This window comes from Microbacterium sp. NPDC089698 (assembly GCF_044749045.1).
Classification (GTDB): Bacteria; Actinomycetota; Actinomycetes; order Actinomycetales; family Microbacteriaceae; genus Microbacterium.
The window spans coordinates 94,470-119,327 of record NZ_JBIVHE010000006.1 but is presented as its reverse complement, the minus strand read 5'-3'; the positions used below and the strand labels follow the sequence as shown (position 1 = coordinate 119,327).

Genomic DNA, 24,858 nt, shown 5'->3' with positions numbered 1-24,858 from the left:
GGATCTCACCAGCGCGGCGGGATCCGCGCGATCGAACGTCCTGCGGCGTCGAGCTCGTGGCCGTTGCGCTTGATCGGGCGCAGCACGGTCCAGCGGTCGACGATCTCAACGTCCGGCCCCCACGACCGCTCGATCGCGGGCAGCGCCGTGAGGGATCGGGCGCGCACGGAGACCGAGAGCGGCGCCGGGCCCACGACCACGACCGCGCGGTGCACCTCGGGCAGCCGGGCGGCACGCGCCGCGGCGGCCTCGGGGTCGGCGCTGCGCGCCCACAGCACCGCGCCGCGACGGAACCCCGCCGCCGGCATCGCCAGATCGCAGCCGAACCTCAGCAGCCCCGCTGCGGTCGCGCGGTCGACGGCCCGGCGCGCGGTCGCCTCCGAGACGCCGAGCCGCGCGCCGAGCGTCGCCGACGGCATGCGCGGATCCTCGTCCAGCGCCTCCGCGATCTCGGCGACCGCCTGCGGCTTGGGCTGTCGGGCCCCCTCCACCGCCGCAGAACGTTCGGAGCGGAGGAGCCGCTGCTGTGCGGCGGACAGCACGCGCAGCCGCCAGGTCGAGTCCTCCGCGGCCACGCTCGCAGCCACATCCATCCGCAGCACGGTCGCTTCCGTCTCCAGGTCGCGGACCCGCTCGCCGAGCTGCGGCAGTCCGGCCGAGGCCGCGACGAGCAGCAGCAGCCCGGCCGAGGTCTCGTCGACGCCCAGCACCCACGGGCGTCGCACGAGGGCCGCCCTGACCTCGGCGGAGGCTCCCGGATGCGCGAGGACGAGCGCGAGGTCGGTGCTCGACGCCCAGCGCTCGGGCGTCGGCCATGCGGTGAGCCAGGCCAGCCCCTCCTCGCGCAGCGCGCTCCAGTGCCGCACGACGGTCGCCGCATCCACGCCGATCGCCGCGGCGACGCGCGTCCAAGGTGCCCGCGCGTCCAACTGCAGCGCATGGATCAGGGCGAGATCGATCTCGTCCAGCGGGCGGGCCTCGGCATCATCCATGTGACGAAGACTACGCATGTAGAGCGCGGAAGTGACGCTTTCACGCCAATCGGATCCGGAATCCGCACGGAATCCTACGCTCGCCTCATGAGCGTGACGAAGGAACGGATCCTGGCGACCATCGAGGATCTGGTCGCGCTCGCGCCTCGCGCCACCGGATCCCCGGGCGGTGCGGCGGCGGCCGCCTATGTCGAGGACCGGTTCGCGCGGGCGGGCCTGGATACCGAGATCCTCGAGGTGCCGTCGTTCGCCTGGCGGGCCACCGAGTGCGGCATCACGGTCGGCGGCGGCGCCGAGGTCCCGTGCTCGCCGATCCTGCACTCCGCGCTCCCGGCGCACGACTGGGCGGGGTCGGTGCGCCACGTCGTCGAAGCGCCCGTCGTCGACATCGGATCCGACCGCGTGCGCCGGCACGACGTGCGCGGGGCGATCGTGCTGTTCGACCTCACCTTCGACATGACGCTCGCCCACACGCTGCCGATCACGATGTTCCTGCATGATCCGGGCCGGCGGGTGCTGCGCCGCGACGTGCTGCGCAGCCGCAACCCCTACGTCACCTCGCTCGCGCGCACGATGCGCGATGCCGCTGCTGCGGGCGCCGTGGGCGTGATCGGTGTGCTGCGGGACTACCCCGACTCGCTCGGCTACCACAACGAGTACTACCGCCGGACCCTGTTCCGTCTGCCCGGCGCCTGGGTGACCCGCGCGGGCGGCGCCCGGCTGCGCGCGGAGCTCCGCCGCTCCTCGGGCGCGACGCTCACCCTCGGCGTCACGCGCGAGGAGGTCGTCTCACGCACGGTGATCGGCGTGCTGCCGGGGGGCGACGACGCGTCAGGCCGTGGCGCCCCCGGTCGCTCCGCGGGACCGGCCGGAAGCGCCGGACAGCGGGGGCGCAGGGGCGGCGCCCCGCGCGGCGACGCCGTCATGATCCAGTCCCATCACGACTCGGTCGGCGCGGGTGCGGTCGAGGACGCCTCGGGGGCGGCGGAGGTCATCGCCCTCGCCGAGCACTACGCCGCCGAGGCCGCCGCCGGGCGGCGTCCTGCGAAGACGCTGCTGTTCACCACCTTCGACACTCACTTCACGGGCTACCAGGCGCACCGCGAGTTCGCGCGGCAGCACGTGCTGTCCCGGGAGGCGCCGTGGCGGATCGTGCTCAACGCCACGATCGAGCACATCGGGCTGCGCGCGGTCGAAGGTCCGGACGGCGGCTTCGCGAGCACGGGCGAGACCGAGCCCCGCGGCATCTTCCTCAACGTCAACCCCGCGTTCACGACGCGGATCGCGGGCCTGATCCGCCGGCATCGGATGCACGCGACCAGCATCCTCGGCGCGGGGCTGCTGGAGTTCTTCGCGGGAGGGATCCCCACCGATGCGTCGTTCACCTTCGTCTCCGGCGTGCCGACCGTGAGCCTCATCTCCGGCCCGCTCTACCTCTACGACGACGCCGACACGATCGAGCGGATCGACACCGCGCAGCTCGAGCCGGTCGCGCGCTTCTTCATCGACATCGTCGACGACGCCGATCGGCATCGCGGATCCCTGCTCGGCACCCTGCCGTCGGGGCTGCGGCGGCTCCTGCCGCGAGGGCGCTGGTGAGCGGGTCCGCCGCCCGAGCCGGATCCGGTTCCCCGGCCGGGCCGGGGCAAGGCCCGGGCGCGGGGATCGGACACGGGTCGACGCGGATCGTCCGCTTCGACGGCGAGGGCGGATCCGAGTCCGGGATCCTGCATCTGCCGCGCGCCGCTCCGCGCACCGGCGGCTATCCGGTCGTCGTCTTCGGGCACATGACGACGGGGGGATCCGCGCGCTCGGCTCCGAGCATCGGCCATCCCGGCCACCCGGAGTGGCGGCGCATGTCGCAGGGCGACGCGCTGTGCGACCTGCTGCTGCAGCGCGGGATCGCGGTGCTGCGCCCGGACTACCCGGGCATCGGCAGCACCGGCGTGCACCCGTATCTGCTCGGACGGCCGCTCGGCGACTCGCTGCGCGCCATGGTCCGCGCGCGCGGCGGGATCGACGACCGCCTCGGCGACGACTGGGTCGCCGTCGGACATTCCGAAGGGGCCGTGGCCGCGCTGTTCGCCGGGGTCGCGCCGGAGCCGGACGCGACGAGCCGCCTGCGCGGGGTGGCCGCGGTGACGCCGGTGACCCGGATGGACCTCAGCATCCGGTGGACCCGCGCGATTCAGGGCGCCTTCCCGGGATCGGGCGTCGTCTCGGCCCTCATCGGACTGATGCTGCGCGGCGCGGCGACCGCGGACGAGGACCTGCGCACGCTGCTCGACGGAGAAGGGCTCGGCCCGGCCGCCCGCGAACGGTGGCGCGACCTCGACCGCCTCTGCCTGACCGAGCTCGCCGCGCGCGACTCCTGGGGAGGCATCCCGCCGGGCCGCATCGGCGGGAGGGACGGATCCGCCCTGTTCGCACGCCTGTACGCCTCGTTCCGGGCGAACGACGTGGCGCAGCTGACGGGGTTCCGAACTCCGGTGCGCATCGACGCGGCGCGGTTCGACGAGGTCGCCCCCGCCCCGCTCAGCTCCCGGCTGCTGCGCGCCTACCGCCGCGCGGGCGTGGAGCTGACCGCGCAGTGGTGGCCCTCGCACCACTCCGGCACGATGCGCGCCCGCCACGCCCCGCCCCACGTGGCGGCCTGGATCGCGGCCCGTTTCGAGGAGTGACCCCGGCCGCGCCGCGCGATTTCGGGCGCACTCCCCGCCGTTTTGGGGCGTGTCCCACCGTTTTGGGGCGCGTGCCACCACGGAATCCCGGCATAGCGCGCCCCAAAACGACAGAGCGCGCCCCAAACACGGCGGCCACCCCAGGACCGGTCCGGATCTGCCTCACGAACCACGAACCACCGGCCACGGGCCACGGGCCACGGGCCACGGGCCACCGGATCCCCGGCCCGCCACCGACGCCGGTTCGGGGCGTGTCCCACCGTTTTGGGGCGCGTGCCACCACGGAATCCGGGCACCACGCGCCCCAAAACGACAGAGCGCGCCCCAAACCCGAAACGAACCGAACCTGGACCCGTCCACCGGATCCCCGGCCCGCCACCCACGCCGGTTCGGGGCGTGTCCCACCGTTTTGGGGCGCGTCCCACCACGGAATCCCGGCACCACGCGCCCCAAAACGACGGAACGCGCCCCAAAACAACGGAGCATGCCCGGACTCGGCCGTCAGCCGTGGCGGGCGAGCAGGCGACGGGCCGCCTCGCTGTGCTGGGCGATGAGCTGCGGCACGTCCAGGTCGACGATCCGGCCGTCGAGCACGCGCCAGGATCCGCCGACCATGACCCGGTCCGCGCGCTCGGCGCCGCACAGCAGCAGCGCGGCGAGCGGGTCGTGGCTGCCGGAGAAGCGCAGCTCGTCGAGCGTGAACATCGCGAGGTCCGCCTGCTTGCCGGGGCTCAGCACACCGATGTCGGAGCGACCGAGGGCGCGGGCGGATCCCTGAGTCGCCCAGTCGAGCGCGCGCTCGGGGGTGACCGCCGCGGCGCCGTAGCGCAGGCGCTGCAGGTACAGGGCCTGGCGCACCTCCATCATCATGTTGGATCCGTCGTTCGACGCGGATCCGTCCACGCCCAGGCCGACCGGCACGCCCGCGGCCTCGAGCTCGACCGCGCGCGCGATGCCGCTCGCGAGGCGCATGTTCGAGGTCGCACAGTGCGAGACCGCGGTGCCCGCGGCGCCCAGGCGCGCGATCTCCGCGTCGTCGAAGTGGATGCCGTGCGCCAGCCAGGTGCGGTCGCCGAGCCACCCGACGCTATCGAGGTAGTCGACGGTGCGCAGCCCGAACCGCTCCCGGCAGAAGTCCTCCTCGTCGATGGTCTCGGCGAGGTGCGTGTGCAGCCGCACGTCGAGGCGCTCGGCCAGGGTCGCCGTGTCGCGCATGACCTCGGTGGTGACCGAGAACGGCGAGCACGGCGCGAGGCCGATCTGCACGAAAGCGCCCTCCCCGCGCTCGTGGTACGCGCCGACGAGGCGCTCGCTGTCGGCGAGGATCACGTCCGCGTCCTGCACCGTGCTCTGCGGCGGCAGCCCGCCGTCCTTCTCTCCGAGGGACATGGATCCGCGCGTCAGCGTCGCGCGCATGCCGAGGCGCTTGACGACGTCGACCTGCACGTCGATGCCGTCCTCCAGCCCGTTCGGGAAGAGGTAGTGGTGGTCGGCGGCGGTGGTGCAGCCGCTCAGCAGGAGCTCGGCGAGCGCCGCGGTCGTGGCGAGCTCGAGATCGCGCGGAGTGAGCCCCGCCCAGACGCCGTAGAGCCCCTTGAGCCACGGGAACAGCTCGGCGCTGACCACGGGCGTCCACGCCCGGGTGAGGGTCTGGTAGAAGTGGTGGTGCGTGTTGATCAGGCCGGGGATGATCACGTGCCGCGAGGCGTCGTAGACCTCGTCGACCGGCGAGGACGGGGATCCTCCGGCGGGCACGGCCTCGCGGATCGTGGATCCGGCCACGACCAGGCCGCCGCGGGCATCGGCGCCGTCGCCGGTGTGGATCCCGAGCGGGTTCTTCAGCCAGACGGTGCGGGTGGATTCGGACATCGAGCAGACTCCCTCTTTCGACGAGCGGAGCCGGAACATGGCCCCGCGGGGGCCAGCTCAGTGTTGACCTGTCTGCTGATCCAGGTGTGCCTCCGACGGAGGAGGCTTTCCAGATGTACCACGGACGGTCGACGCGGGTCAACGGTCCTTTTCGGATCCTAGAATCAGGATTCCGCGATACGGACTACGCCCTTCGTCTCGCTGCGCTCGCTCAGGAACCGGTGGAGGCCGGTCCCTGAGCGAGGAGCGCAGCGACGAGACGAAGGGCGACGGCCCCGGAAGGGAGCCGGATCAGTGTGCCGGATGCTCGACCGTGACCTCGTTGCCGTCGCGGTCGACGATCTTGCCGTCGATGATCGAGTCGCCGTCCTCGAAGGCGTCCAGGTACGCGACCGGGATGCTGCGCGTCGGCGCCGACACGAACGCGTTCTTGCGCTTGGAGCTGCCGAGGTGGTTGAAGAGCAGGTTCAGCAGGATCGCGGTCACGGCGGCCGAGCTGATGCCGGAGTGGAAGATCGTCACGAACCAGGCGGGCATCTGCCCGTAGATCGACGGGACGGCGATCGGGAGCATGCCCACAGCGAGCGACGTCGCGACGATCACGAGGTTCATGTTGTCCTTGTACTCGACCTTGGACAGCGTGCGGATGCCGGACGCCGCGACCGAGCCGAACAGCACCAGCCCGGCGCCGCCGAGGACCGGCGACGGGATCGCGCCGACCACGCGGCCGAGCACGGGCAGCAGGCCCAGGATGACGAGCACGCCGCCGCCCGCCGTGACGACGAAGCGGCTCTTCACACCGGTGATCGCGACGAGTCCGACGTTCTGCGCGAAGGCGGACTGCGTGAACGTGCCGAAGATCGGCGAGACGGCGCTCGAGAGCATGTCGGCGCGGAGGCCCGCGGCGATGCGCTTGGAGTCGACCTTGGTGCCCACGATCTCGCTCACGGCGAGGATGTCGGCGGTGGTCTCGGTCAGCGTCACCAGGATCACGATGAACATCGAGATGATGCCGGCGAGCTGGAACGTCGGCATGCCGAATCCGAAGATCTGCGGAAGGGCGAAGATGTCGCCCTCGCCGACCTTGCTGAAGTCGGCCTTGCCCAGGAAGATCGCGACGATCGTGCCGAGCACGATCGAGAGCAGGATCGCAAGGCGCGAGATGGCGCCCACCGGGATCTTGCTGAGGATCAGGACGATCACGAGGGTGATGCCGGCGAGCAGGAGGTTGTCGGCGGGCGCGCCCTTCGCCGCGCCGCCCTCCCCGGTGCCGACGATCCAGCCGGCCGCGACCGGCAGCAGGCTGAGACCGATCGTGGTGATCACGGTTCCGGTCACGACCGGGGGGAAGAACCGGATCACGGTCGCGAACACCGGGGCGATGAGCAGGCCGATCACCGAGGCGGCGATGACGGATCCGAACACCGCCGGGAGTCCGCCGCCGCTCGTGACGATCGCGCCCATCGTCGCGACACCCGCGAACGAGACGCCCTGCACGAGGGGCAGCTGGGATCCGAAGAACGGGACGCCGACGGTCTGCAGGATCGTGGCGAGGCCGCCCATGAACAGGCACGCGGCGATGAGCACGCCGATATCCGCAGGCTTGAGCCCCGCGATCTGCCCGATGATGAGCGGCGGGGCGATGATGCCGCCGTACATCGTGAGCACGTGCTGGATGCCGTAGCCGATGGTCGCGCCGATCGGCAGGCGCTCGTCCTCGGGGCGGACGAACTCCTTCTTCTGCTTCTGCTTGGTAGTCAATTCGACCTCTTCGTCGGGGGCAGAGCACCAGGTGAGCGAGGCGGCGGCCGTCCGCAACGCCATGCGATGGCGGTTCGACGGCGAGTCGCGCGTTCCACCTCGTATGCGGGGCGGATGTGCTGTTAGTCCTGATGCGTCTCCAGCTCTGGAGACTCCCTCAGGCTAACTGCGGGGCGGATCCGGAGTCAAGCATTTTTTCCGAATCTCGGAGTGAGATTTCCATGATGTGGATATCAGGGCTCCCGCGGATCCTGCCCCGACCGCACGGAAAAGGCCCCGGATCAGGGAGATCCAGGGCCCTTCCGCACACGTCACCGCATCACTCGTCGAGCAACTCGGCCTCGATCACGTCGTCGTCCGCATCGGTCCGAGGAGGCGTCGGAACGGCCGGCCCCTCGCTCGTGAGCACGAGGGAGGATCCGTCCGCCGCGACGTCGACGCGGACGACGTCACCGTCGTGCACCCGCCCCGACAGCAGCGCCGAGGCGAGCCGGTTCTGCACCTCGTTCTGGATGAGGCGACGCAGGGGCCTCGCGCCGAACACCGGGTCATAGCCGCGCTCGGAGAGCCAGGCGCGCGCGTCCGGCGTGACGGCGAGCGTCAGCCGTCGATCGGCGAGGCGCCGCTGCAGCTGGTCGATCGTGAGCTCCACGATCTGCGCCAGGTCGTCCTCAGTGAGGGCCTGGAACATCACTATGTCGTCGAGACGGTTGATGAACTCGGGCTTGAACGCCTGTCGCACGAGGGCCATCACGGCGTCGCGCTTCTCGTCGGGCGAGAGCGTGGGGTCGATCAGGATCGGGGATCCGATGTTGCTCGTGAGGATCAGGATGACGTTCGAGAAGTCGACCGTCCTGCCCTGTCCGTCGGTGAGGCGGCCGTCATCCATGACCTGGAGCAGCACGTCGAACACCTCGGGATGGGCCTTCTCGACCTCGTCCAGCAGGACCACGCTGTAGGGGCGCCGCCGCACGGCCTCCGTGAGCTGCCCGCCCTGCTCGTAGCCGACGTATCCGGGAGGGGCGCCGACGAGCCGCGAGACCGAGTGCTTCTCGCCGTACTCCGACATGTCGATGCGCACCATGGCGTGCTCGTCGTCGAAGAGGAATTCGGCGAGCGCTTTGGCGAGCTCGGTCTTGCCGACGCCGGTGGGACCGACGAAGAGGAAGGATCCGGTCGGCCGGCCGGGGTCGCTGATGCCGGCGCGCGAGCGGCGCACCGCGTCCGAGACGGCCGCGACCGCCTCCTTCTGCCCGATCAGACGCCGGCCCAGCTCGCGCTCCAGGTGCAGGAGCTTCTCGCTCTCGCCCTGCAGCAGCCGGCCCACGGGGATCCCGGTCCAGGCCGCGATCACGGCCGCGATGTCCTCGTCGGTGACCTGCTCGTTCACCATGCGGGGCTCGTCGCTCTGCACATCCGCCTGCCTTTCGGCGTCGGCGAGCTGCGCCTGCAACTGCTTGATGGTCTCGTACTCGAGCTTCGACGCCTTCACGTAGTCGGCGTCGCGCAGGGCGCGGTCGCGTTCGGTGAAGGCCTCGTCGAGACGCTTCTTCAGATCCCCGACCCGGTTCAGGCCGCCGCGCTCGCGCTCCCAGCGCGCCTCGAGGCCCTTGAGCTCGGCCTCGGCCTCGCCCATCTGCTCGCGGAGCTTCGCGAGGCGCTCCTTCGAGGCCGCGTCCTTCTCCTTCTTGAGCGCGAGCTCCTCGAGACGCATCCGGTCGACCGAGCGCTTGAGCTGGTCGATCTCGACGGGGCTCGAGTCGATCTCCATCTTGAGCCGGCTCATGGCCTCGTCGATGAGGTCGATGGCCTTGTCCGGCAGCTGGCGGCTCGGCAGGTAGCGGTTCGACAGCGACGCGGCCGCGACCAGCGCGGAGTCGCTGATGGTCACGCCGTGGTGCGCCTCGTAGCGGCCCTTGAGGCCGCGGAGGATCGCGATCGTGTCCTCGACGGAGGGCTCGCCGACGTAGACCTGCTGGAACCGGCGCTCGAGCGCCGCGTCCTTCTCGATGAACTCACGGTACTCGTTGAGCGTGGTGGCGCCGATGAGACGCAGCTCGCCGCGGGCGAGCATGGGCTTGAGCATGTTGGAGGCGGCGACGGATCCCTCTCCCCCGCCCGCCCCCATGAGCACGTGCAGCTCGTCGATGAACGTGATGACGCGGCCGTCCGACTCGGTGATCTCCTTGAGCACGCTCTTCAGGCGCTCCTCGAACTGGCCGCGGTACATGGCTCCCGCCACGAGGGCGGAGATGTCCAGCGACACGAGCTCCTTGTCCTTGAGCGACTCGGCCACGTCACCGGCGACGATGCGCTGCGCGAGCCCCTCGACGACGGCGGTCTTGCCGACGCCGGGCTCGCCGATCAGCACCGGGTTGTTCTTGGTGCGCCGGGTGAGCACCTGGCTCACGCGGCGGATCTCCGCGTCGCGCCCGATCACCGGATCGAGCTTGCCCTGCCGGGCGCGATCGGTGAGGTTGATGCCGAACTGCTCGAGCGCCGACTGCTGCTCGTCCTGCTGTGCCGTCTGAGGGGTGGCCATTCGTCCTCCTGGGTTCTCCTTGCGTCTGTGGCGGAAGAGCCGGAACCGCTCCGACTCTTCAAAGTTGAGTTGATTGGACTCAAGTTTACCGGATCCGGCTCGCAGGGACAAGAGCAGGAGTGCGCTCGATCGCGACAGCGGCAACCCTCGGAGCACGACGAAGGCGCCGGTCGCAGACTCGCGACCGGCGCCTTCGTCGTAGGTCAGGGGCGTGGGGATCCGCCGACGATGGCGACCCCGTTGTCACACACCGCCGACGACCTTCAGCGCCCCCTACTTCCGAGTCGTCCCCGTCAGCGCACGCCATGGGCTCCGCTGATGGGGACGACTCGGAAGGAGGGAGGGCGGGTCAGCCGACCTCGGCCATGCCGCGGCGGAGCAGGCGGCCGCGCGGGGTCGTGAAGTCGATCTCCGTGCCGTGCAGATAGGTCTTGCGCACCCGGCCGGCGAGCGCCTTGCCGTTGTAGGGCGTGAGCGGGTTCTTGTGATGCAGCTTCGTCACGTCCACGATGTAGGCGTCGTCCGCAGCGAAGATCGAGAAGTCCGCGTCGTAGCCCGGGGCGATCCGGCCCTTGCCGGTGAGACCGGCGAACTGCGCCGGCTTCTCGCTCATCCACGACACCACGGTCTCCAGGGACAGGCCGCGCTGGCGCGCCTCGGTCCAGATCAGCGAGAGTCCGAGCTGCAGCGATGCCACCCCTCCCCACGCCACGGCGAAGTCGCCGTTCTCCAGGTCCTTGAGGTCGAGCGTCGAGGGCGAGTGGTCCGAGACGATGAAGTCGATCGTGCCGTCCTCCAGGCCCTGCCAGAGCAGCTCTCGGTTGCCGGCCTCGCGGATCGGCGGGCAGCACTTGAACGCGGTCGCGCCGAGGGGGATCTCCTCGGCCGTGAGCGTGAGGTAGTGCGGGCAGGTCTCGACCGTGAGCCGGATCCCGTCGTGCTTCGCGGAGCGCAGCATCGGCAGCGCGTCCGAGGAGGACAGGTGCAGGATGTGCGCACGGGCGCCGGTCCAGCGGGCGCGCTCGATGACCTCGGCGATCGCGAGGTTCTCGGCGCCGCGGGGGCGCGAGGCGAGGAACTTGGCGTAGTCGTCGCCGTCGGGCTTGGGGGCGCGGTCGATCGCGCGGGAGTCCTCGGCGTGCACGATCATGACCGAGTCGAACGTCGCGAGCTCGCGCATGTCGGCCTCGAGCTCGTCCGGATCCAGTGGCGGGAACTCGTCGACCCCGCTGTGCAGCAGGAAGCACTTGAACCCGAAAGCGCCGGCGTCGTGCAGCCCGCGCAGCTTGTCGACGTTGCCCGGGACGGCCCCGCCCCAGAAGCCCACGTCGACGTGCACCTGTTCGCGGGCGACGTCGCGCTTGATGTCCAGCGCCTCGACGTCGATCGTCGGCGGGATGCTGTTGAGCGGCATGTCCAGGATCGTGGTCACGCCTCCGGCGGCGGCGGCCTTGGTGGCGGAGGAGAAGCCCTCCCACTCGGTGCGGCCGGGCTCGTTGACGTGCACGTGCGTGTCGACGAGTCCGGGGATCAGGGTCTCGTCCTCGGCGAGCTCGATGATCTCGTCCGCCTGAAGGCCGTTGCCGAGCGGCTCCATCGCGATGATGACGCCGCCGCGCACACCGACCTCACGGGGACGGATGCCGGAGCTGGTCAGGACCCGCTCGCCGCGGATCACGAGGTCGTAGTGCGAGCCTGCGGGGTCGTGCTGATCCTGCGACATGTCGTGCGGATCCTTTCCTCCGGCGAGCGCCGGTCGTGCTTCGTTGGATTTCATTGTGCTCCGGATCCGGAGCACGAGGGCGTTGAGCCCGGGGGCTCAGCCCTGACGTGCGAGCTCGCCCGCCTCGGCGCCGATGCGGCGGCCCACCTCGGTGAGCAGGGCGACGGCCTCGGCCATGCTGCGGGCCGGATCGGGCTCCAGCTCGCTGAGCGCGTAGACGCGGGCGAACCCGGCCGCCTGCGCCGCCTCCGGGCTCAGCGTCGAGCGTCCGCACACGGCGATGACGGGGATCCCCGCCGCGCGCGCGGCCGCGGCGACGCCGAGCGGGGTCTTGCCGCCCAGGCTCTGGTCGTCGAGGCTGCCCTCGCCGGTGATGACGAGGTCGGCCTTGGCGTCTCCGGAGCCGAGGGCCTCGGCGAGCCCGGTGAGACGCTGCACGACCTCGACGCCCGGTTCGCGGCGCGCGCCGAGGGCGGCGAGAGCGGCAAAGCCCACCCCTCCGGCGCCGCCCGCTCCGGGCAGGTCCGTGGCGGCGCGGATGCCGGGCTGCTGCTCGAGCAGCCCCGCAAAACGCGCCAGGGCGGCGTCGAGCAGGGCCACGTCCTCCGGGCTCGCGCCCTTCTGCGGGCCGAACACGGCGGGCGCGCCTCGCTCGCCGAGGAGCGGGTTGTCGACATCGCTCGCGAGCACGATCTCGGCGGCCGCGAGACGCGGATCCAGCGCCGACACGTCCACCGTGGCGATGCGCGCGAGCGCGCCCCCGCCGCCCGGCAGCTCCCGCCCTTCGGCGTCGCGCAGCGAGACGCCGAGCGCCTGCAGCATGCCTGCGCCGCCGTCGGTGTTGGCGCTGCCGCCGATGCCGAGCACGATGCCGGTGGCACCGCGATCGAGCGCCGCGAGGATGAGCTCTCCGGTGCCGCGGCTCGTGGCGCCGAGCGCGTCCTTGACGCCGCCGGGCAGCAGGTCGAGCCCGCTCGCCGCGGCCATCTCGATGATGGCCTGACCGTCGCGCACGCCGAAGCGCGCCTCGACGGGCAGCCCCGTGGGCCCGGTCACCACCGTGGTGACCGCCTCGAACCCGGCGGCGAGGGCGGCGTCGACCGTGCCCTCTCCCCCGTCCGCGACGGGGACCGCGTCGATGGCGGCCCCCGGCGCGGCCTGGGAGATCCCCTCCGCGAGAGCGGCGGCGACCGCGGGGCCCGTGGCGGAGCCCTTGAACTTGTCCGAGGCGATCAGGATGCGCATGGTGTGAATGCTACGGGCCGGAGGGACGCGACTCAGTCGAGCAGCGCGTAGATCGCCTCGGGGGCGTCGGCAGGCGACGTCGCGAGGTCCTCGAACTCGTTCATGGTGTCGAGATCCGCGCCCATGGCGATGTTGGTGACGCGCTCGAGGATCACCTCGACGACCACGGGCACCTGGAACTCGTCGCGCAGGCGCTGCGCCTCGGCGAAGCCCGCGGCGAGGTCCTCCGGACGCTCGACGCGCAGCGCCTTGGCACCGAGGCCCTCGGCCACCTTGACGTGGTCCACGCCGTAGCCCGTCGCGATGCTCGACGAGTCCTGCGGGGTGTTCACGTTGTCGAACGCGAGCGACACCTCGTAGTCCATCTCGAAGCCGCGCTGCGACTGGCGGATCAGGCCCAGGTAGCTGTTGTTCACCACGACGTGGATGTACGGCAGCTTGTGCTGCGCGCCCACCGCGAGCTCCTCGATCATGAACTGGAAGTCGTAGTCGCCCGAGAGCGCGACGACCTGCTCGCCCGGCTTGCCGCGCACGACGCCGAGGGCGGCGGGGCCGGTCCAGCCCAGGGGCCCTGCCTGGCCGGCGTTGATCCACTTGCGCGGACCGTACACGTGCAGCAGCTGCGCGCCGGCGATCTGGGACAGGCCGATCGTGGTGACGAACGTGGTGTCGCGATCGAACGCGGAGAGCATCTCCTGGTAGACGCGGTGCGGCTTCATCGGCACGTCGTCGAAGTTCGTCTTGCGCTGGAGGCGCGCCTTGCGGTCGCGGCACTCCTCGGCCCAGCCGTTGTAGTCGGGCAGCTCGGCGACGCGCTCGCGGGCGGCCTCGAGCAGGGCGTCGATGAACGCGCCCGCGTCGGAGACCACGCCGTAGTCGGGCGCGAACACGCGACCGATCTGCGTGGGCTCGATGTCGACGTGCACGAACGTGCGGCCCTTGCGGTAGGTGTCCAGTCCGCCGGTGTGACGGTTGGCCCAGCGGTTGCCGATGCCCAGCACGAAGTCGCTCTCCAGGAAGCTCGCGTTGCCGTAGCGCTGCGAGGTCTGGATCCCGACCAGGCCGGCGGCCAGCGGGTGGTCGTCGGCGAGCACGCCCCAGCCCATCAGGGTCGGGAACACCGGCACGCCCAGGGTCTCGGCGAGCTCGACGAGCTTGGCCGAGGCGCCGGAGTTCACGATGCCGCCGCCGGCGATGATCGCCGGGTGCTTCGAGGCGACCAGCAGGTCGAGCACCTTCTCGGCCTGCGCGCGGGTCGCGACCGGCTTCGCCACGGGCAGCGGCTCGTAGGTGTCGATGTCGAACTCGATCTCGGTCATCTGCACGTCGAAGGGCAGGTCGATCAGCACCGGGCCGGGGCGGCCGGAGCGCATGATCTGGAACGCGCTCTGGAAGACGCCGGGCACCTGCGCGCCCTCCAGGACGGTCTTGGCGAACTTGGTGACCGGCTTCGCGATCGACGCGATGTCGACGGCCTGGAAGTCCTCCTTGTCGAGCTTCGCCACCGGCGCCTGGCCGGTGATGCAGAGCATCGGGATGGAGTCGGCGATCGCGGCGTAGAGGCCCGTGATCATGTCGGTCCCGGCGGGGCCGGAGGTGCCGAGGCACACCCCGATGCGCCCGTCGGCGGTGCGGCTGTAACCGTCGGCCATGTGGCTCGCGCCCTCGACGTGGCGGGCGAGGGTGTGCCGGATGCCGCCGTGGGCGCGCATCGCGGAGTAGAGGGGGTTGATGGCGGCGCCGGGGAGGCCGAACGCCTCGTCCGCGCCTTCCTTGATCAGGATCTGGACGATCGCGTCGACTGCACGCATGCGGGTCATGGGAGTTTCCTTTGGCTTGATGGGGGTCGTGCCCTTCCTCTCGTCGCCTCGCTCCTCGCTCAGGGACCGGAGAAGGTCGGTTCCTGAGCGAGCGAAGCGAGACGAAGGACGCTGCGACCCCGAGAAGGGAGAGTGATCAGTCGCGACCGGAGAGCTCGGTGGTGAGCTTGAACAGGCCGGAGTGGTCGAGGCCTCCGTCTCCGCGGGCGACGAGGGCGTTCACGAGCTGCGCGACGGCCGAGCCGAGCGGGACGGTGACCCCGACGGAGCGAGCGGCCGAGGTGACGATGCCCAGATCCTTGTTGTGGAGGGCGAGGCGGAAGCCGGGCGCGAAGTCGCGGTTCAGCATCTTCTGGCCCTTCTGGTCGAGGACCTTGGATCCGGCGAGTCCTCCGCCGAGAACGGTCAGCGCCGCGTCGGTGTCGACGCCGAACGCCTCGAGGAACGTGACGGCCTCGGCGAGCGCCTGGATGTTGACCGCCACGATGAGCTGGTTGGCGGCCTTGACCGTCTGGCCGGCGCCCGCGGGGCCGACGTGCACGATGGTCTTGCCGATCGCGTTCAGCACGGGCTCCGCGGCGGCGAAATCCTCCGCGGATCCGCCGACCATGATCGAGAGGACCGCGTCGATCGCGCCCTGCTCGCCGCCGGAGACCGGGGCGTCGACGACGCCGAGTCCTGCGGCGACGGCCTCCTCGGCGAGCTCCTTGGCCACGTCAGGGCGGATCGAGGAGTTGTCGATCCAGAGCGCGCCGGCCTTGGCATTCGCGAAGACCCCGTCCGGGCCCTGCACGACTCCCGCGACGTCCGGGGAGTCCGGAACCATCGTGATCACGACGTCCGCGTCCTTCACGGCGTCGGCGATGCCGGTGGCCCCGGCGCCTCCGGCGGCGACGAGCTTGTCGATCGCCTCCTGGCTGCGGTTGTATCCGACGACGTCGTAGCCGGCCGTGACGAGGTTCTTGGCCATGGGCAGGCCCATGATGCCGAGGCCGATGAATGCGATGCGGGTCATGTCTTCGCTCCTTCGCGGAAAGTCGGTGTGGTCAGGCCTGGGCGGCCGCGGTGGTGGTCCAGGCGAAGGGATCCGCCTGGGTGGCCTTGTACTCGAGGCCGATGACGCCGGTGTAGCCGCCCGACTGCGCATCGGAGATCCACTGGCCGAGCGGCAGCTCGCCGGTGCCGGGCTCGCCGCGGCCGGGGGCGTCGGCGATCTGGATGTGCCCGAACTCCGCGGCGTGGCCGGCGATCACGGCCGGCACGTCGTCGCCGTTGACGGCGAGGTGGTAGAAGTCGGCGAGGAGCTTGACGTTGTCCACGCCCTCCTCGTCCTTCACGCGTGCGATGATCGCGAGCGCGTCGGCCGCGGTCTTCAGCGGGTAGGCCGGAGTGCCGCTGACCGGCTCGAGAAGCACGACGCCGCCGAGCTCGTCGACCGCGCGTCCCGCGGCGGCGAGGTTCTTCACGGCGAGGTCGTCCTGCGCCTTCTCGTCGACGCCCTCGAGGCGGTTGCCGTAGAGCGCGTTGAACGCCTTGGTGCCGAGGCGGCGGCCGATCCCGACGACGACGTCGATGTTGCCCGCGAACTCGTCCTCGCGGCCGACCCACGACACGAGGCCGCGGTCGCCGCCCGGCATGTCGCCGGCGAAGAAGTTGAGGCCGGTCAGCTGCACGCCCGCATCCTGGATCGCCGCGACGAAGGCGTCGACCTCGTCCTGCGCGGGCACGGCGACGGAGAACGGCCACCAGTACTCCACGGCGTCGAAGCCGGCGGCCTTCGCGGCGGCCGGGCGCTCCAGGAGCGGCAGGTCGGTCAGCAGGATCGAGGCGTTGACGGTGTAGCTCATGAGATCGTCCTTGATGTCTTAGATCGGCACTTTCCGAATTATGGAAAGAAAATCTTGATTGATGAAAGTTTAGGCCGAGCGGCCGGGGATGTCAACGGGTCGGATCCGGGGATCAGGATCCTCCTGCGCTGTGCTCGCCGAGCGCACCGGAACATGCCGGGTGCACGGGACATCCGCGCGAACTTCCGGTGCACTCGGCAGCAAGCCGTGCACCCGACGAACCAGGCCCGACGAGGTGGACGGGTACGGTGCCTACCGCCCAGCGAAGCCAGATGGGAGATTTCGGCCCTGGGGATTCATCGCGCGGACGTCTCGGCGACCTGACTGCGGAGCCAGGGGACGCCGACGTCGATCAGGTCACCGAGAAGGTCTGCCTGCACCGCATCCATGTCCTGACCGGAGAAGACGCACCACCATTTGTCCTCGAGATCGTCGACGAGTTCACCGATCCGCACATGGCGCACAGGATCGTTGTAGGTAATGGTCGCTGACGGCTTCTTTCCGTAGTACGGATGCTCGTGGAGAAGCGCCTCCCAGTCGTCGCATCGCACGACCATCAGATTCACAGTGAACCGCACCTCGGCACGGTCGCTGTACCACGACTTCTGGAACGCCAGCAGCGCCCAATGGGTTTCCGACTTGATCGAGTACCGCCCACCGGATCCCACCAGCCCCTGCTCCCGCAACGCAGGAGAGACGACGTCCTTGATCATGGCCGCATAGATTTCCTGCGCCGATGCATCGGGGACGATCGGAGCACTCCTGCCGCGCGGCCGGAGGCGCCAGCCGGACCAGCCCGGCGGAATCGCAGGGACACCTGTCATCGCCCCATTATGGACGGCCGACTGAATGCGATCGCGCCTCCCCGATTCCGGAGAGGCGCGATCATTTCAGGCTCGGGAACGTCAGGTCAGCTTGATCTGGCGGTTCATGTCCTTGTAGAGCAGGTAGCGGAAGTCCTCCGGGCCGCCGGCGTAGCAGGCCTGCGGACAGAACGCGCGCAGCAGCATGTAGTCGCCGGCCTCGCACTCGACCCAGTCGTCGTTGAGGCGGTAGACGGCCTTGCCCTGCAGCACGAACAGGCCGTGCTCCATGATGTGGGTCTCCGCGAACGGGATGGATCCGCCCGGCTTGAAGGTGACGATGTTCACCTGCATGTCGTGCGCCATGTCGCTGGCGTCGGAGAAGCGCGTGGTGGCCCACACGTCGTCGGTGTCGGGCATCGAGACCGGCTCGATGTCGTTGTCACTCGTGACGAACGAGGCGGGCGCATCGACGCCCTCGAGGTACTCGTAGGCCTTGCGGATCCAGTGGAAGCTGGTGATCCCGGATCCCTCGTTCGCGAGCGACCACCGCGCGTTCGGCGTGATGAACGCATAGCCGCCCGCCTCCAGCACGTGCCGCTCCCCCTCCAGCGTGAGGGTGAGCTCGCCGGCCGTGACGAAGAGCACGCTCTCGACACCCGCCTCGGCCTCGGGCTTGGCGGCGCCTCCTCCGGGCGCGATCTCGACGATGAGCTGCGAGAACGTCTGGGCGGAGCTCGGCGTCGGCCGGGCGAGGATCCAGGCGCGGGCGTCCGTGAAGCCGGGGAGGCTCGAGGTGACGATGTCGCGCAGCACGCCCTTCGGGATGAAGGAGTACGCGAGCTTGACGACCGCGCGGTCGGTGAGCAGGTCGGACTGCGGGGGCAGGCCGCCGGCCGGGGTGTAGTAGGTGCGGGTGCTCAAGAGACGGCCTCCTTGGTGTTGAGCTTCGGGTGGGCGAGGCGGATGAGTTCCGCGGGCTCGGATCCGGTCGCCGCGCGGACCTCGTCCGCCGTGAGCGCGCCGCACTCCAGGCCGCGCACGACGAAGCGCGCGAGGGCTCTGGCCGTCGCCGGCTCGTCCATGATCGTGGCGTCGCTGCTGTGCAGGTAGTTGTCCAGGCGCCGGGCCGCCGCGGCGAAGCCCTCACGGTAGAACGCGTAGGTCGCGAGGTACCTCGTGGGCAGCTGCGCGGCGTGCAGGTCCCACCCCTGGTAGTAGCCGCGCTCGAGCGAGCGCCGCACCAGGCGGGCATGCAGCGTCCACGCCTCGAGGACGTGATCCGGATCCCCGACGGGGATCACGTTGGTGGATCCGTCCGAGATCCGCACGCCGGTCTCGGCGACGGCCACCTGCATGACCTGCTTGGCGAAGTCGGCCGCGGGGTGCTCCATGGACTGGTACGCCGCCGCGATCTGCAGCGAGGCGCTGTAGTCGTAGGTGCCGTAGTGCAGCGCGGACACCCGGCCGCCCGCACGGTGCAGCAGCGTCGCGACCGGGACGGATCCGTCGGCGGCGACGATGAGCTGCGGCGTCTCCATCTGCACCTCGAAACGCAGCCGGCCCGCCGGCAGCCCGAGGCGCTCCTCGAAGCGCTCGCAGAGCGAGACCATCGCCTCGACCTGCGCGACCGTGGTGACCTTGGGCAGCGTCAGCACCAGGCCGTCCGGCAGCGGGCCGTGCGCGGCGAGGGTCGACAGGAACAGGTCGAGCGTGCGGATCCCGCGCCGGCGCGTGGGCGCCTCGAAGCACTTGAACCTGATGCCGATGAACGGAGGCGCGACGCCGGCGGCGACGGCCGCGGCGACCCGCTCGGCGGCGAGGACCGCATCCGCGTCCTCCTCCTCGTCGGGCCGGGCGCCGTAGCCGTCCTCGAAGTCGAGGCGCAGGTCCTCGATCGGCTCGCGTTCGAGCTTCGCGTCGACGAGCGGCGCGAGCTCGGCGGCAAGGGCCCCGAGGCCGACCGCCTCGGCGAGCGCGACGGTTCCGCCGAACTCCGCGACGGCCGCGGCGGCCGCCTGGCCCTCCTGGGCCGGGAGCTCCGGACGGAACCGGTCGGCGGGGACATACAGGGTGTGCACGGGCTGGCGGGATCCGTCGTCGCCCGGGTACTCGGTCGACAGCAGCGTGTCGGTGCCCGCGAGGCGGGCGTCGATGTCGGCGAGATCGGCCTCGCCCAGGGTGCTTGCGGCCATCCGGCTCACTCCTTCGAGGACTCGACGACGCGCACGATCGCCTCGGCGACGGCGCCGGCCACGAGCGGGTCGAACACGCTCGGGATGATGAAGCTCGCGTTGAGCTCGTCATCGCCGACGCGCTCCGCGATCGCCTGCGCGGCTGCGACCAGCATAGGCGGCGTGATGTCCGACACGCCCGCGTCGAGGAGCCCGCGGAAGAACCCGGGGAACGCGAGCACGTTGTTGATCTGGTTCGGGAAGTCGCTGCGGCCCGTCGCGACGACGGCCGCGTGCTTGGACGCGACGATCGGGTCGACCTCGGGGGTGGGGTTCGCCATCGCGAACACGATCGCGTCGTCGGCCATCGCCGCGATGTCGTGCTCGTCGAGCACGTGCGGGGCGCTCACGCCGATGAACACGTCCGCTCCGACGATCGCCTCCTTGAGGGTGCCGGAGAAGTCGCGCGGGTTGGTCGTCGCGGCGAGCTCGGCGCGGTGCGCATCGGCGTACTCCTCGCCGCGGTGGATCGCGCCGTTGCGGCCGCAGGCGACGATGTCGACCGCACCCTCGGCGAGCAGGAGCTGCACGATCGCGTTGCCGGCCGCGCCGACGCCCGAGACGACGATCCGCACCTCGCCGATCGTCTTGCCGACGACCTTGAGGGCGTTCTGCAGCGCCGCGAGGGTGACGATCGCGGTGCCGTGCTGGTCGTCGTGGAAGACCGGGATGTCGAGCTCCTCGCGCAGACGCGCCTCGATCTCGAAGCAGCGCGGCGCCGCGATGTCCTCGAGGTTCACCCCGCCGTAGACCGGGGCGATCGCCTTGACGATCGAGATGATCTGCTCGGTGTCCTTGGTGTCCAGGCAGACCGGCCAGGCGTCCACGTTCGCGAACTGCTTGAACAGCGCGGCCTTGCCCTCCATGACCGGGAGCGCGGCCTCGGGGCCGATGTCGCCGAGGCCGAGCACCGCGGTGCCGTCGGTGACGACCGCGATCGTGTTGCGCTTGACGGTGAGGTTGCGGGCCTTGCTCTTGTCCTCGGCGATCGCCATGCAGACGCGCGCGACGCCGGGCGTGTAGGCGCGGGACAGGTCATCGCGGTTGCGCAGCGGCACGCTCGGCACCACCTCGAGCTTTCCGCCCAGGTGCATGAGGAAGGTGCGGTCGCTGACCTGGCGCACGGCCACGCCCTCGAGCGCCTCGACGCCGGCGCGGACCTGTTCGGCGTGCTCCTCGCCCGCGGTGTTGCAGGTCAGGTCGACGACGATCGTGGTCGGGTGCGACTCGACGACGTCGAGCGCGGTCACGACGGCGCCCGCCCCGGCGGCGGCCGCGGCGAGCTCGCTCGTGACGGTGAAGTTGGACGGCGCGTCGATGCGCAGCGTGATCGAATTTCCGGGACCCGGGTTCGCCATGATTCCTCCTCATCGAGGCGTCCCGGGCGGAGGCCGCGGGCGCTGGTTGCGGTGATGAACTCTCAATTACTTTCGTATAGTGGACACTATTATCTCTATCGTGGAAGTTTTGCGCAAGACAGGATTCGGATCCTCTCGGATTTCCGGCGCAGCGCTCTCGCATGATGGAATTACCGCAAGGACGGGAGCTGACATGGCGGAGAATCCGAGCACGACGGACGCGAAGGTTGCGGATCCGAAACCCGGCAGGGGCGCCGGATCCGGGGTGCAGTCGGTTGAGCGGGTGTTCGAGCTGCTCGAGCTCGTGACCGACGCCGGCGGCGACGTCACGCTCAGCGAGCTGTCCGCGTCGACGGATCTGCCGCTCCCGACGATCCACCGGCTGCTGCGCACGCTCGTCTCGCTGGGGTACGCCCGTCAGCTGCCGAACCGGCGCTACGCGCTCGGCCCGCGGCTGATCCGCATCGGCGAGGGCGCATCCCGCCAGTTCGGCGCACTCGCCCGTCCGCAGCTGAAAACCCTCGTCGACGCTCTCGGCGAGAGCGCGAACATGGCCGTGCTCGACGGCGACATGGTCGTGTACGTCGCCCAGGTGCCCTCGCAGCACTCCATGCGCATGTTCACCGAGGTCGGCCGCCGCGCCAACGTGCACGACACCGGCGTCGGCAAGGCGATCCTCGCCCAGCTCGACGACGACACCGTGCGCGGCATCGTCGGCCGCACCGGCATGAGCACCCCGACCTCCTTCAGCATCGGCACCGTGGACGCGCTGCTGGCCGAGCTCGACGTCATCCGCGAGCGCGGCTACTCGATCGACGAGCAGGAGCAGGAGATCGGCGTGCGCTGCTACGCGATGGCCGTGCCAGGCGCCCCCACGCCGACCGCCGTCTCGGTGTCCGGCCCGATCGCGCGCGTGACCGAGGAGTTCGGCCAGCGCGCCGTGCCCCTGCTGCGCGAAGCCGCGGGCGCGATCGCCGCCGACCTCGAGGCGTAGCCCGAAGCCCGACCTCGGGGTCGTTGAGCGAGGACGCGCAGCGCCCGAGACGAAACGCGGCGCCCTCCCGAGATTCGACTCGGGAGGGCGCCGCGTTTCGTCTCGCTCCGGCTGCGCCGGTGCTCGCTCAACGACCCCGAAGAAGGCTCCGCTGCGCCGGTGATCGCTCAACGACCCCGGAGGGGCGTCACTCCGCGTCGGTGCCGCTCGTGCCGGCGTTGACGTCGAGCAGACGGTACTTCTCGGCAGCCTGGGCGGGGATCGCCGCGTCCACCTCCCCGCGCGCGGCGAGCAGCTGCAGCGCGCGCACCACGACGCTCGGTCCGTCGATCTTGAAGAACCGGCGGGCGGCGGCGCGCGTGTCGGAGAAGCCGAAGCCGTCGGCACCGAGGCTCGCCCAGTCGTTCGGGACGAACGGGCGGATCTGGTCCGGCAGATCCTTGGCGTAGTCGCTCACGGCCACGATCGGGCCGTGCGCGTCCGCGAGCTGCTGCGCGAGGAACGGCGTGCGCGCGCCGCGTCCGAGGAACTCGTCCTCCTCCGCGGCGACCGCGTCGCGGCGCAGTTCGGTCCAGCTCGTCACCGACCACACGTCGGACTCCACGCCCCAGTCGTCGCGGAGGAGCTGCTGCGCCTCCTGCGCCCAGGTCACGCCGATGCCGGACGCGAGCAGGTGCGCCCGCGGCGCCTCGACCGGCGCGATCCGGTGGATCCCGCCCAGGATCCCTGCCACGTCGACGCCCACGGGCTCGGCCGGCTGCACGATCGGCTCGTTGTAGACCATGAGGTTGTAGATGTGATTGCGGTCGGTCGAGTCGGCCCCGTACATGCGCTCGATCCCGGCGCGCACGATGTGGCCGATCTCGTAGCCGAACGCCGGATCGTAGGTGACCACGGCGGGGTTCGTCGCCGCGAGCAGCGGCGAGTGCCCGTCGGCGTGCTGCAGCCCCTCGCCGGTCAGCGTGGTGCGGCCGGCGGTCGCCGAGATGAGGAAGCCGCGCGTCATCTGGTCGGCCGCCGCCCACAGCGAGTCGCCGGTGCGCTGGAAGCCGAACATCGAGTAGAACACGTAGACCGGCACGAGCGGCACGCCGTGCGTCGCATAGGCGGTCCCCGCCGCGGTGAAGGCCGCGATGGATCCTGCCTCGTTGATGCCGACGTGCAGGATCTGCCCCGCGGTCGACTCCTTGTACGAGAGCACGATGTCGCGGTCGACCGCCAGGTAGTTCTGCCCGTTCGGGTTGTAGATCTTCGCGGTCGGGAAGAACGCGTCCATGCCGAAGGTGCGCGCCTCGTCGGGGATGATCGGGACGATGCGCTTGCCGAATTCGGGGTCGCGCATGAGGTCCTTGAGCACGCGCACGAACGCCATGGTGGTCGCGGCCTGCTGCTTGCCGGATCCACGGGCCGCCACCTCGTAGGCCTTCGGGTCGGGCAGGGCGATCTCGCCCGACGCGTGCGGGCGACGCTCGGGCAGATAGCCGCCCAGCGCCCGACGGCGCTCCTGCATGTACCGGATCTCCGGGGCGTCCGCGCCCGGGTGGTAGTACGGCGGCTGGTAGGGATCCGCCTCGAGCTGGGCGTCCGTGATCGGCACGCGCAGGTGGTCGCGGAAGTCCTTGAGATCCTGCAGCGTGAGCTTCTTCATCTGGTGCGTGGCGTTGCGCGCCTCGAAGCGCGGGCCGAGGCCGTAGCCCTTGACGGTCTTGACCAGGATGACCGTGGGCTTGCCGTTGTGCGCGAGCGACTCCTGGTACGCCGCGAAAACCTTCTGGTAGTCGTGACCGCCGCGCTTGAGACCCCAGATCTGCTCGTCGGTGAGGTTCTCGACGAGCGCGAGCGCGCGCGGATCTTTGCCGAAGAAGTGCTCGCGGATGAACCCGCCCGACTCGGCCTTGTAGGTCTGGTAGTCGCCGTCCCGGGTCGTGTTCATGATGTCGAGCAGCGCGCCGTCGGCGTCGCGGGCGAGCAGGTCGTCCCACTCCCGGCCCCACACGACCTTGATGACGTTCCAGCCCGCGCCGCGGAAGAAGCCCTCGAGCTCCTGGATGATCTTGCCGTTGCCGCGGACCGGCCCGTCCAGGCGCTGCAGGTTGCAGTTGACCACGAAGGTCAGGTTGTCCAGGCCGTCGTTGGCCGCGAGCTGCAGCAGTCCGCGGCTCTCCGGCTCGTCCATCTCGCCGTCGCCGAGGAACGCCCAGACGTGCTGGTCGCTCGTGTCCTTGAGCCCGCGGCCCTGCAGGTACCGGTTGGACTGGGCCTGGTAGATCGCGTTCATCGGGCCGATGCCCATCGACACGGTCGGGAACTCCCAGAACTCCGGCATGAGCCGCGGGTGCGGGTAGGAGCTCAGGGCATGGCCCTCGCGGGACTTCTCCTGGCGGAAGCCGTCGAGGTCCTCCTCGCTGAGACGCCCCTCCATGAAGGCGCGGGCGTACATCCCGGGCGAAGCGTGGCCCTGGAAGTACACCTGGTCGCCGCCGCCGGGGTGGTCCTTGCCGCGGAAGAAGTGGTTGAAGCCCACTTCGTACAGGGTCGCGGCACCCGCATAGGTGGAGATGTGGCCGCCGACGCCGATGCCGGGTCGCTGCGCCCTGTGGACCAGGATCGCGGCGTTCCAGCGCATCCACGCGCGGTAGCGCCGCTCGAGCTCCTCGTCGCCGGGGTAGGCGGGCTCGTCGGACGCCGCGATCGTGTTGACGTAGTCCGTCGTCGCGGTGGGCGCCGGTGCGTAGCCGGCGCGGGCGGCGAGCGAGCGCACGATGTGCGCGCCGCGCTCCGCTCCGCGCGCAGCCACGAGCGCGTCCAGCGACTCGAGCCATTCGGCGGTCTCTTCGGGGTCGTGATCCAGGGTCTCGGATCCGGGGGCGGCGGAGCTGCGCTGTTCGTGCATCTTCGGCCTTTCTGTGAGATGTATCGGGGCCGCCGGTCGGGCGGCGGGGCTGATCTGCTACATGTAGGAGGCTGCCGATCGGGCAGCGGGTCTGAG

At 70.7% G+C, this 24,858-nt stretch carries 17 protein-coding genes; 3 read left to right on the top strand and 14 right to left on the bottom strand.

Annotation, left to right across the window (positions count from 1 at the left end; translation table 11 throughout):
• Positions 1–5: 5 nt before the first annotated feature.
• A complete protein-coding gene (locus ACIPY5_RS15925) occupies positions 6–992 on the bottom strand; it encodes an AsnC family transcriptional regulator (RefSeq protein ID WP_400972338.1) in 987 nt (328 codons plus the stop codon).
• A gap of 87 nt (positions 993–1,079) precedes the next feature.
• Here ACIPY5_RS15925 and ACIPY5_RS15920 point away from each other — a divergent pair, with 87 nt between their 5' ends.
• Together ACIPY5_RS15920 and ACIPY5_RS15915 are read left to right on the top strand one after the other, a co-directional pair.
• Complete coding sequence (locus ACIPY5_RS15920) at positions 1,080–2,591, top strand: M28 family peptidase (protein ID WP_400972336.1); 1,512 nt, start codon at positions 1,080–1,082, stop codon at positions 2,589–2,591.
• Positions 2,588–3,673 carry an alpha/beta hydrolase family protein gene (locus tag ACIPY5_RS15915; protein ID WP_400972334.1) on the top strand — a complete coding sequence of 362 codons (1,086 nt, stop codon included), beginning with the start codon at positions 2,588–2,590 and terminating at the stop codon, positions 3,671–3,673. Before ACIPY5_RS15920 ends, ACIPY5_RS15915 begins: the two co-directional genes overlap by 4 nt.
• A gap of 501 nt (positions 3,674–4,174) precedes the next feature.
• Here the strand turns inward: ACIPY5_RS15915 and ACIPY5_RS15910 are convergent.
• The 12 genes from ACIPY5_RS15910 to ACIPY5_RS15855 all read right to left on the bottom strand — a co-directional run bounded on the left by ACIPY5_RS15910 (position 4,175) and on the right by ACIPY5_RS15855 (position 20,875).
• Positions 4,175–5,542, bottom strand: a complete 1,368-nt coding sequence (locus tag ACIPY5_RS15910) for an 8-oxoguanine deaminase (RefSeq protein ID WP_400972332.1) — start codon at positions 5,540–5,542, stop codon at positions 4,175–4,177.
• 291 nt (positions 5,543–5,833) lie between these two features.
• Positions 5,834–7,366, bottom strand: a complete 1,533-nt coding sequence (locus tag ACIPY5_RS15905) for a nucleobase:cation symporter-2 family protein (RefSeq protein WP_400972330.1) — start codon at positions 7,364–7,366, stop codon at positions 5,834–5,836.
• A 256-nt stretch (positions 7,367–7,622) separates the two neighbouring features.
• Complete coding sequence (locus ACIPY5_RS15900) at positions 7,623–9,845, bottom strand: ATP-dependent Clp protease ATP-binding subunit (RefSeq protein WP_400972328.1); 2,223 nt, start codon at positions 9,843–9,845, stop codon at positions 7,623–7,625.
• A gap of 349 nt (positions 9,846–10,194) precedes the next feature.
• Positions 10,195–11,568: an allantoinase AllB gene (allB, locus tag ACIPY5_RS15895; RefSeq protein ID WP_400972326.1), complete on the bottom strand. Its 1,374-nt coding sequence runs from the start codon at positions 11,566–11,568 to the stop codon at positions 10,195–10,197.
• A 96-nt stretch (positions 11,569–11,664) separates the two neighbouring features.
• Positions 11,665–12,813 (bottom strand): glycerate kinase, encoded by a 1,149-nt coding sequence (locus tag ACIPY5_RS15890; RefSeq protein ID WP_400972324.1) that lies wholly within the window; start codon positions 12,811–12,813, stop codon positions 11,665–11,667.
• A gap of 32 nt (positions 12,814–12,845) precedes the next feature.
• Entirely contained in the window at positions 12,846–14,633 is a 1,788-nt protein-coding gene (gene gcl / locus ACIPY5_RS15885) for a glyoxylate carboligase (protein WP_400972322.1), read from the bottom strand.
• 136 nt (positions 14,634–14,769) lie between these two features.
• Positions 14,770–15,648 (bottom strand): 2-hydroxy-3-oxopropionate reductase, encoded by an 879-nt coding sequence (locus ACIPY5_RS15880; protein ID WP_400972320.1) that lies wholly within the window; start codon positions 15,646–15,648, stop codon positions 14,770–14,772.
• A gap of 31 nt (positions 15,649–15,679) precedes the next feature.
• The gene (locus tag ACIPY5_RS15875) at positions 15,680–16,480 is read right to left on the bottom strand and encodes a hydroxypyruvate isomerase family protein (protein ID WP_400972318.1); all 801 of its coding nucleotides are present in this window, start codon (positions 16,478–16,480) and stop codon (positions 15,680–15,682) included.
• Between the two features lie 296 nt (positions 16,481–16,776).
• Positions 16,777–17,304 carry a DUF4304 domain-containing protein gene (locus ACIPY5_RS15870; RefSeq protein ID WP_400972316.1) on the bottom strand — a complete coding sequence of 176 codons (528 nt, stop codon included), beginning with the start codon at positions 17,302–17,304 and terminating at the stop codon, positions 16,777–16,779.
• A gap of 81 nt (positions 17,305–17,385) precedes the next feature.
• The gene (locus ACIPY5_RS15865; protein WP_400972314.1) at positions 17,386–18,207 is read right to left on the bottom strand and encodes a bifunctional allantoicase/(S)-ureidoglycine aminohydrolase; all 822 of its coding nucleotides are present in this window, start codon (positions 18,205–18,207) and stop codon (positions 17,386–17,388) included.
• Complete coding sequence (locus tag ACIPY5_RS15860) at positions 18,204–19,478, bottom strand: DUF6986 family protein (protein ID WP_400972312.1); 1,275 nt, start codon at positions 19,476–19,478, stop codon at positions 18,204–18,206. The genes ACIPY5_RS15865 and ACIPY5_RS15860 overlap by 4 nt, the downstream gene beginning before the upstream one ends.
• A 5-nt stretch (positions 19,479–19,483) precedes the next feature.
• A complete protein-coding gene (locus ACIPY5_RS15855) occupies positions 19,484–20,875 on the bottom strand; it encodes an NAD-dependent malic enzyme (RefSeq protein WP_400972310.1) in 1,392 nt (463 codons plus the stop codon).
• 193 nt (positions 20,876–21,068) lie between these two features.
• Between ACIPY5_RS15855 and ACIPY5_RS15850 the strand changes: the two genes are divergently transcribed.
• The gene (locus ACIPY5_RS15850) at positions 21,069–21,869 is read left to right on the top strand and encodes an IclR family transcriptional regulator (RefSeq protein WP_309341851.1); all 801 of its coding nucleotides are present in this window, start codon (positions 21,069–21,071) and stop codon (positions 21,867–21,869) included.
• A 187-nt stretch (positions 21,870–22,056) separates the two neighbouring features.
• Here ACIPY5_RS15850 and aceE read toward each other — a convergent pair whose 3' ends face one another.
• Entirely contained in the window at positions 22,057–24,762 is a 2,706-nt protein-coding gene (aceE, locus tag ACIPY5_RS15845) for a pyruvate dehydrogenase (acetyl-transferring), homodimeric type (RefSeq protein ID WP_400972307.1), read from the bottom strand.
• Positions 24,763–24,858 lie beyond the last annotated feature (96 nt).

Bases quoted from the DNA above. Each gene is read 5' to 3' on its own strand.
- ACIPY5_RS15925 (WP_400972338.1), bottom strand. From the start codon at position 992: ATGGATGATGCCGAGGCCCGCCCGCTGGACGAGATCGATCTCGCCCTG.
- ACIPY5_RS15920 (WP_400972336.1), top strand. From the start codon at position 1,080: ATGAGCGTGACGAAGGAACGGATCCTGGCGACCATCGAGGATCTGGTC.
- ACIPY5_RS15910 (WP_400972332.1), bottom strand. From the start codon at position 5,542: ATGTCCGAATCCACCCGCACCGTCTGGCTGAAGAACCCGCTCGGGATC.
- ACIPY5_RS15905 (WP_400972330.1), bottom strand. From the start codon at position 7,366: ATGGCGTTGCGGACGGCCGCCGCCTCGCTCACCTGGTGCTCTGCCCCC.
- ACIPY5_RS15900 (WP_400972328.1), bottom strand. From the start codon at position 9,845: ATGGCCACCCCTCAGACGGCACAGCAGGACGAGCAGCAGTCGGCGCTC.
- allB (WP_400972326.1), bottom strand. From the start codon at position 11,568: ATGTCGCAGGATCAGCACGACCCCGCAGGCTCGCACTACGACCTCGTG.
- ACIPY5_RS15890 (WP_400972324.1), bottom strand. From the start codon at position 12,813: ATGCGCATCCTGATCGCCTCGGACAAGTTCAAGGGCTCCGCCACGGGC.
- gcl (WP_400972322.1), bottom strand. From the start codon at position 14,633: ATGACCCGCATGCGTGCAGTCGACGCGATCGTCCAGATCCTGATCAAG.
- ACIPY5_RS15880 (WP_400972320.1), bottom strand. From the start codon at position 15,648: ATGACCCGCATCGCATTCATCGGCCTCGGCATCATGGGCCTGCCCATG.
- ACIPY5_RS15875 (WP_400972318.1), bottom strand. From the start codon at position 16,480: ATGAGCTACACCGTCAACGCCTCGATCCTGCTGACCGACCTGCCGCTC.
- ACIPY5_RS15870 (WP_400972316.1), bottom strand. From the start codon at position 17,304: ATGACAGGTGTCCCTGCGATTCCGCCGGGCTGGTCCGGCTGGCGCCTC.
- ACIPY5_RS15860 (WP_400972312.1), bottom strand. From the start codon at position 19,478: ATGGCCGCAAGCACCCTGGGCGAGGCCGATCTCGCCGACATCGACGCC.
- ACIPY5_RS15855 (WP_400972310.1), bottom strand. From the start codon at position 20,875: ATGGCGAACCCGGGTCCCGGAAATTCGATCACGCTGCGCATCGACGCG.
- ACIPY5_RS15850 (WP_309341851.1), top strand. From the start codon at position 21,069: ATGGCGGAGAATCCGAGCACGACGGACGCGAAGGTTGCGGATCCGAAA.
- aceE (WP_400972307.1), bottom strand. From the start codon at position 24,762: ATGCACGAACAGCGCAGCTCCGCCGCCCCCGGATCCGAGACCCTGGAT.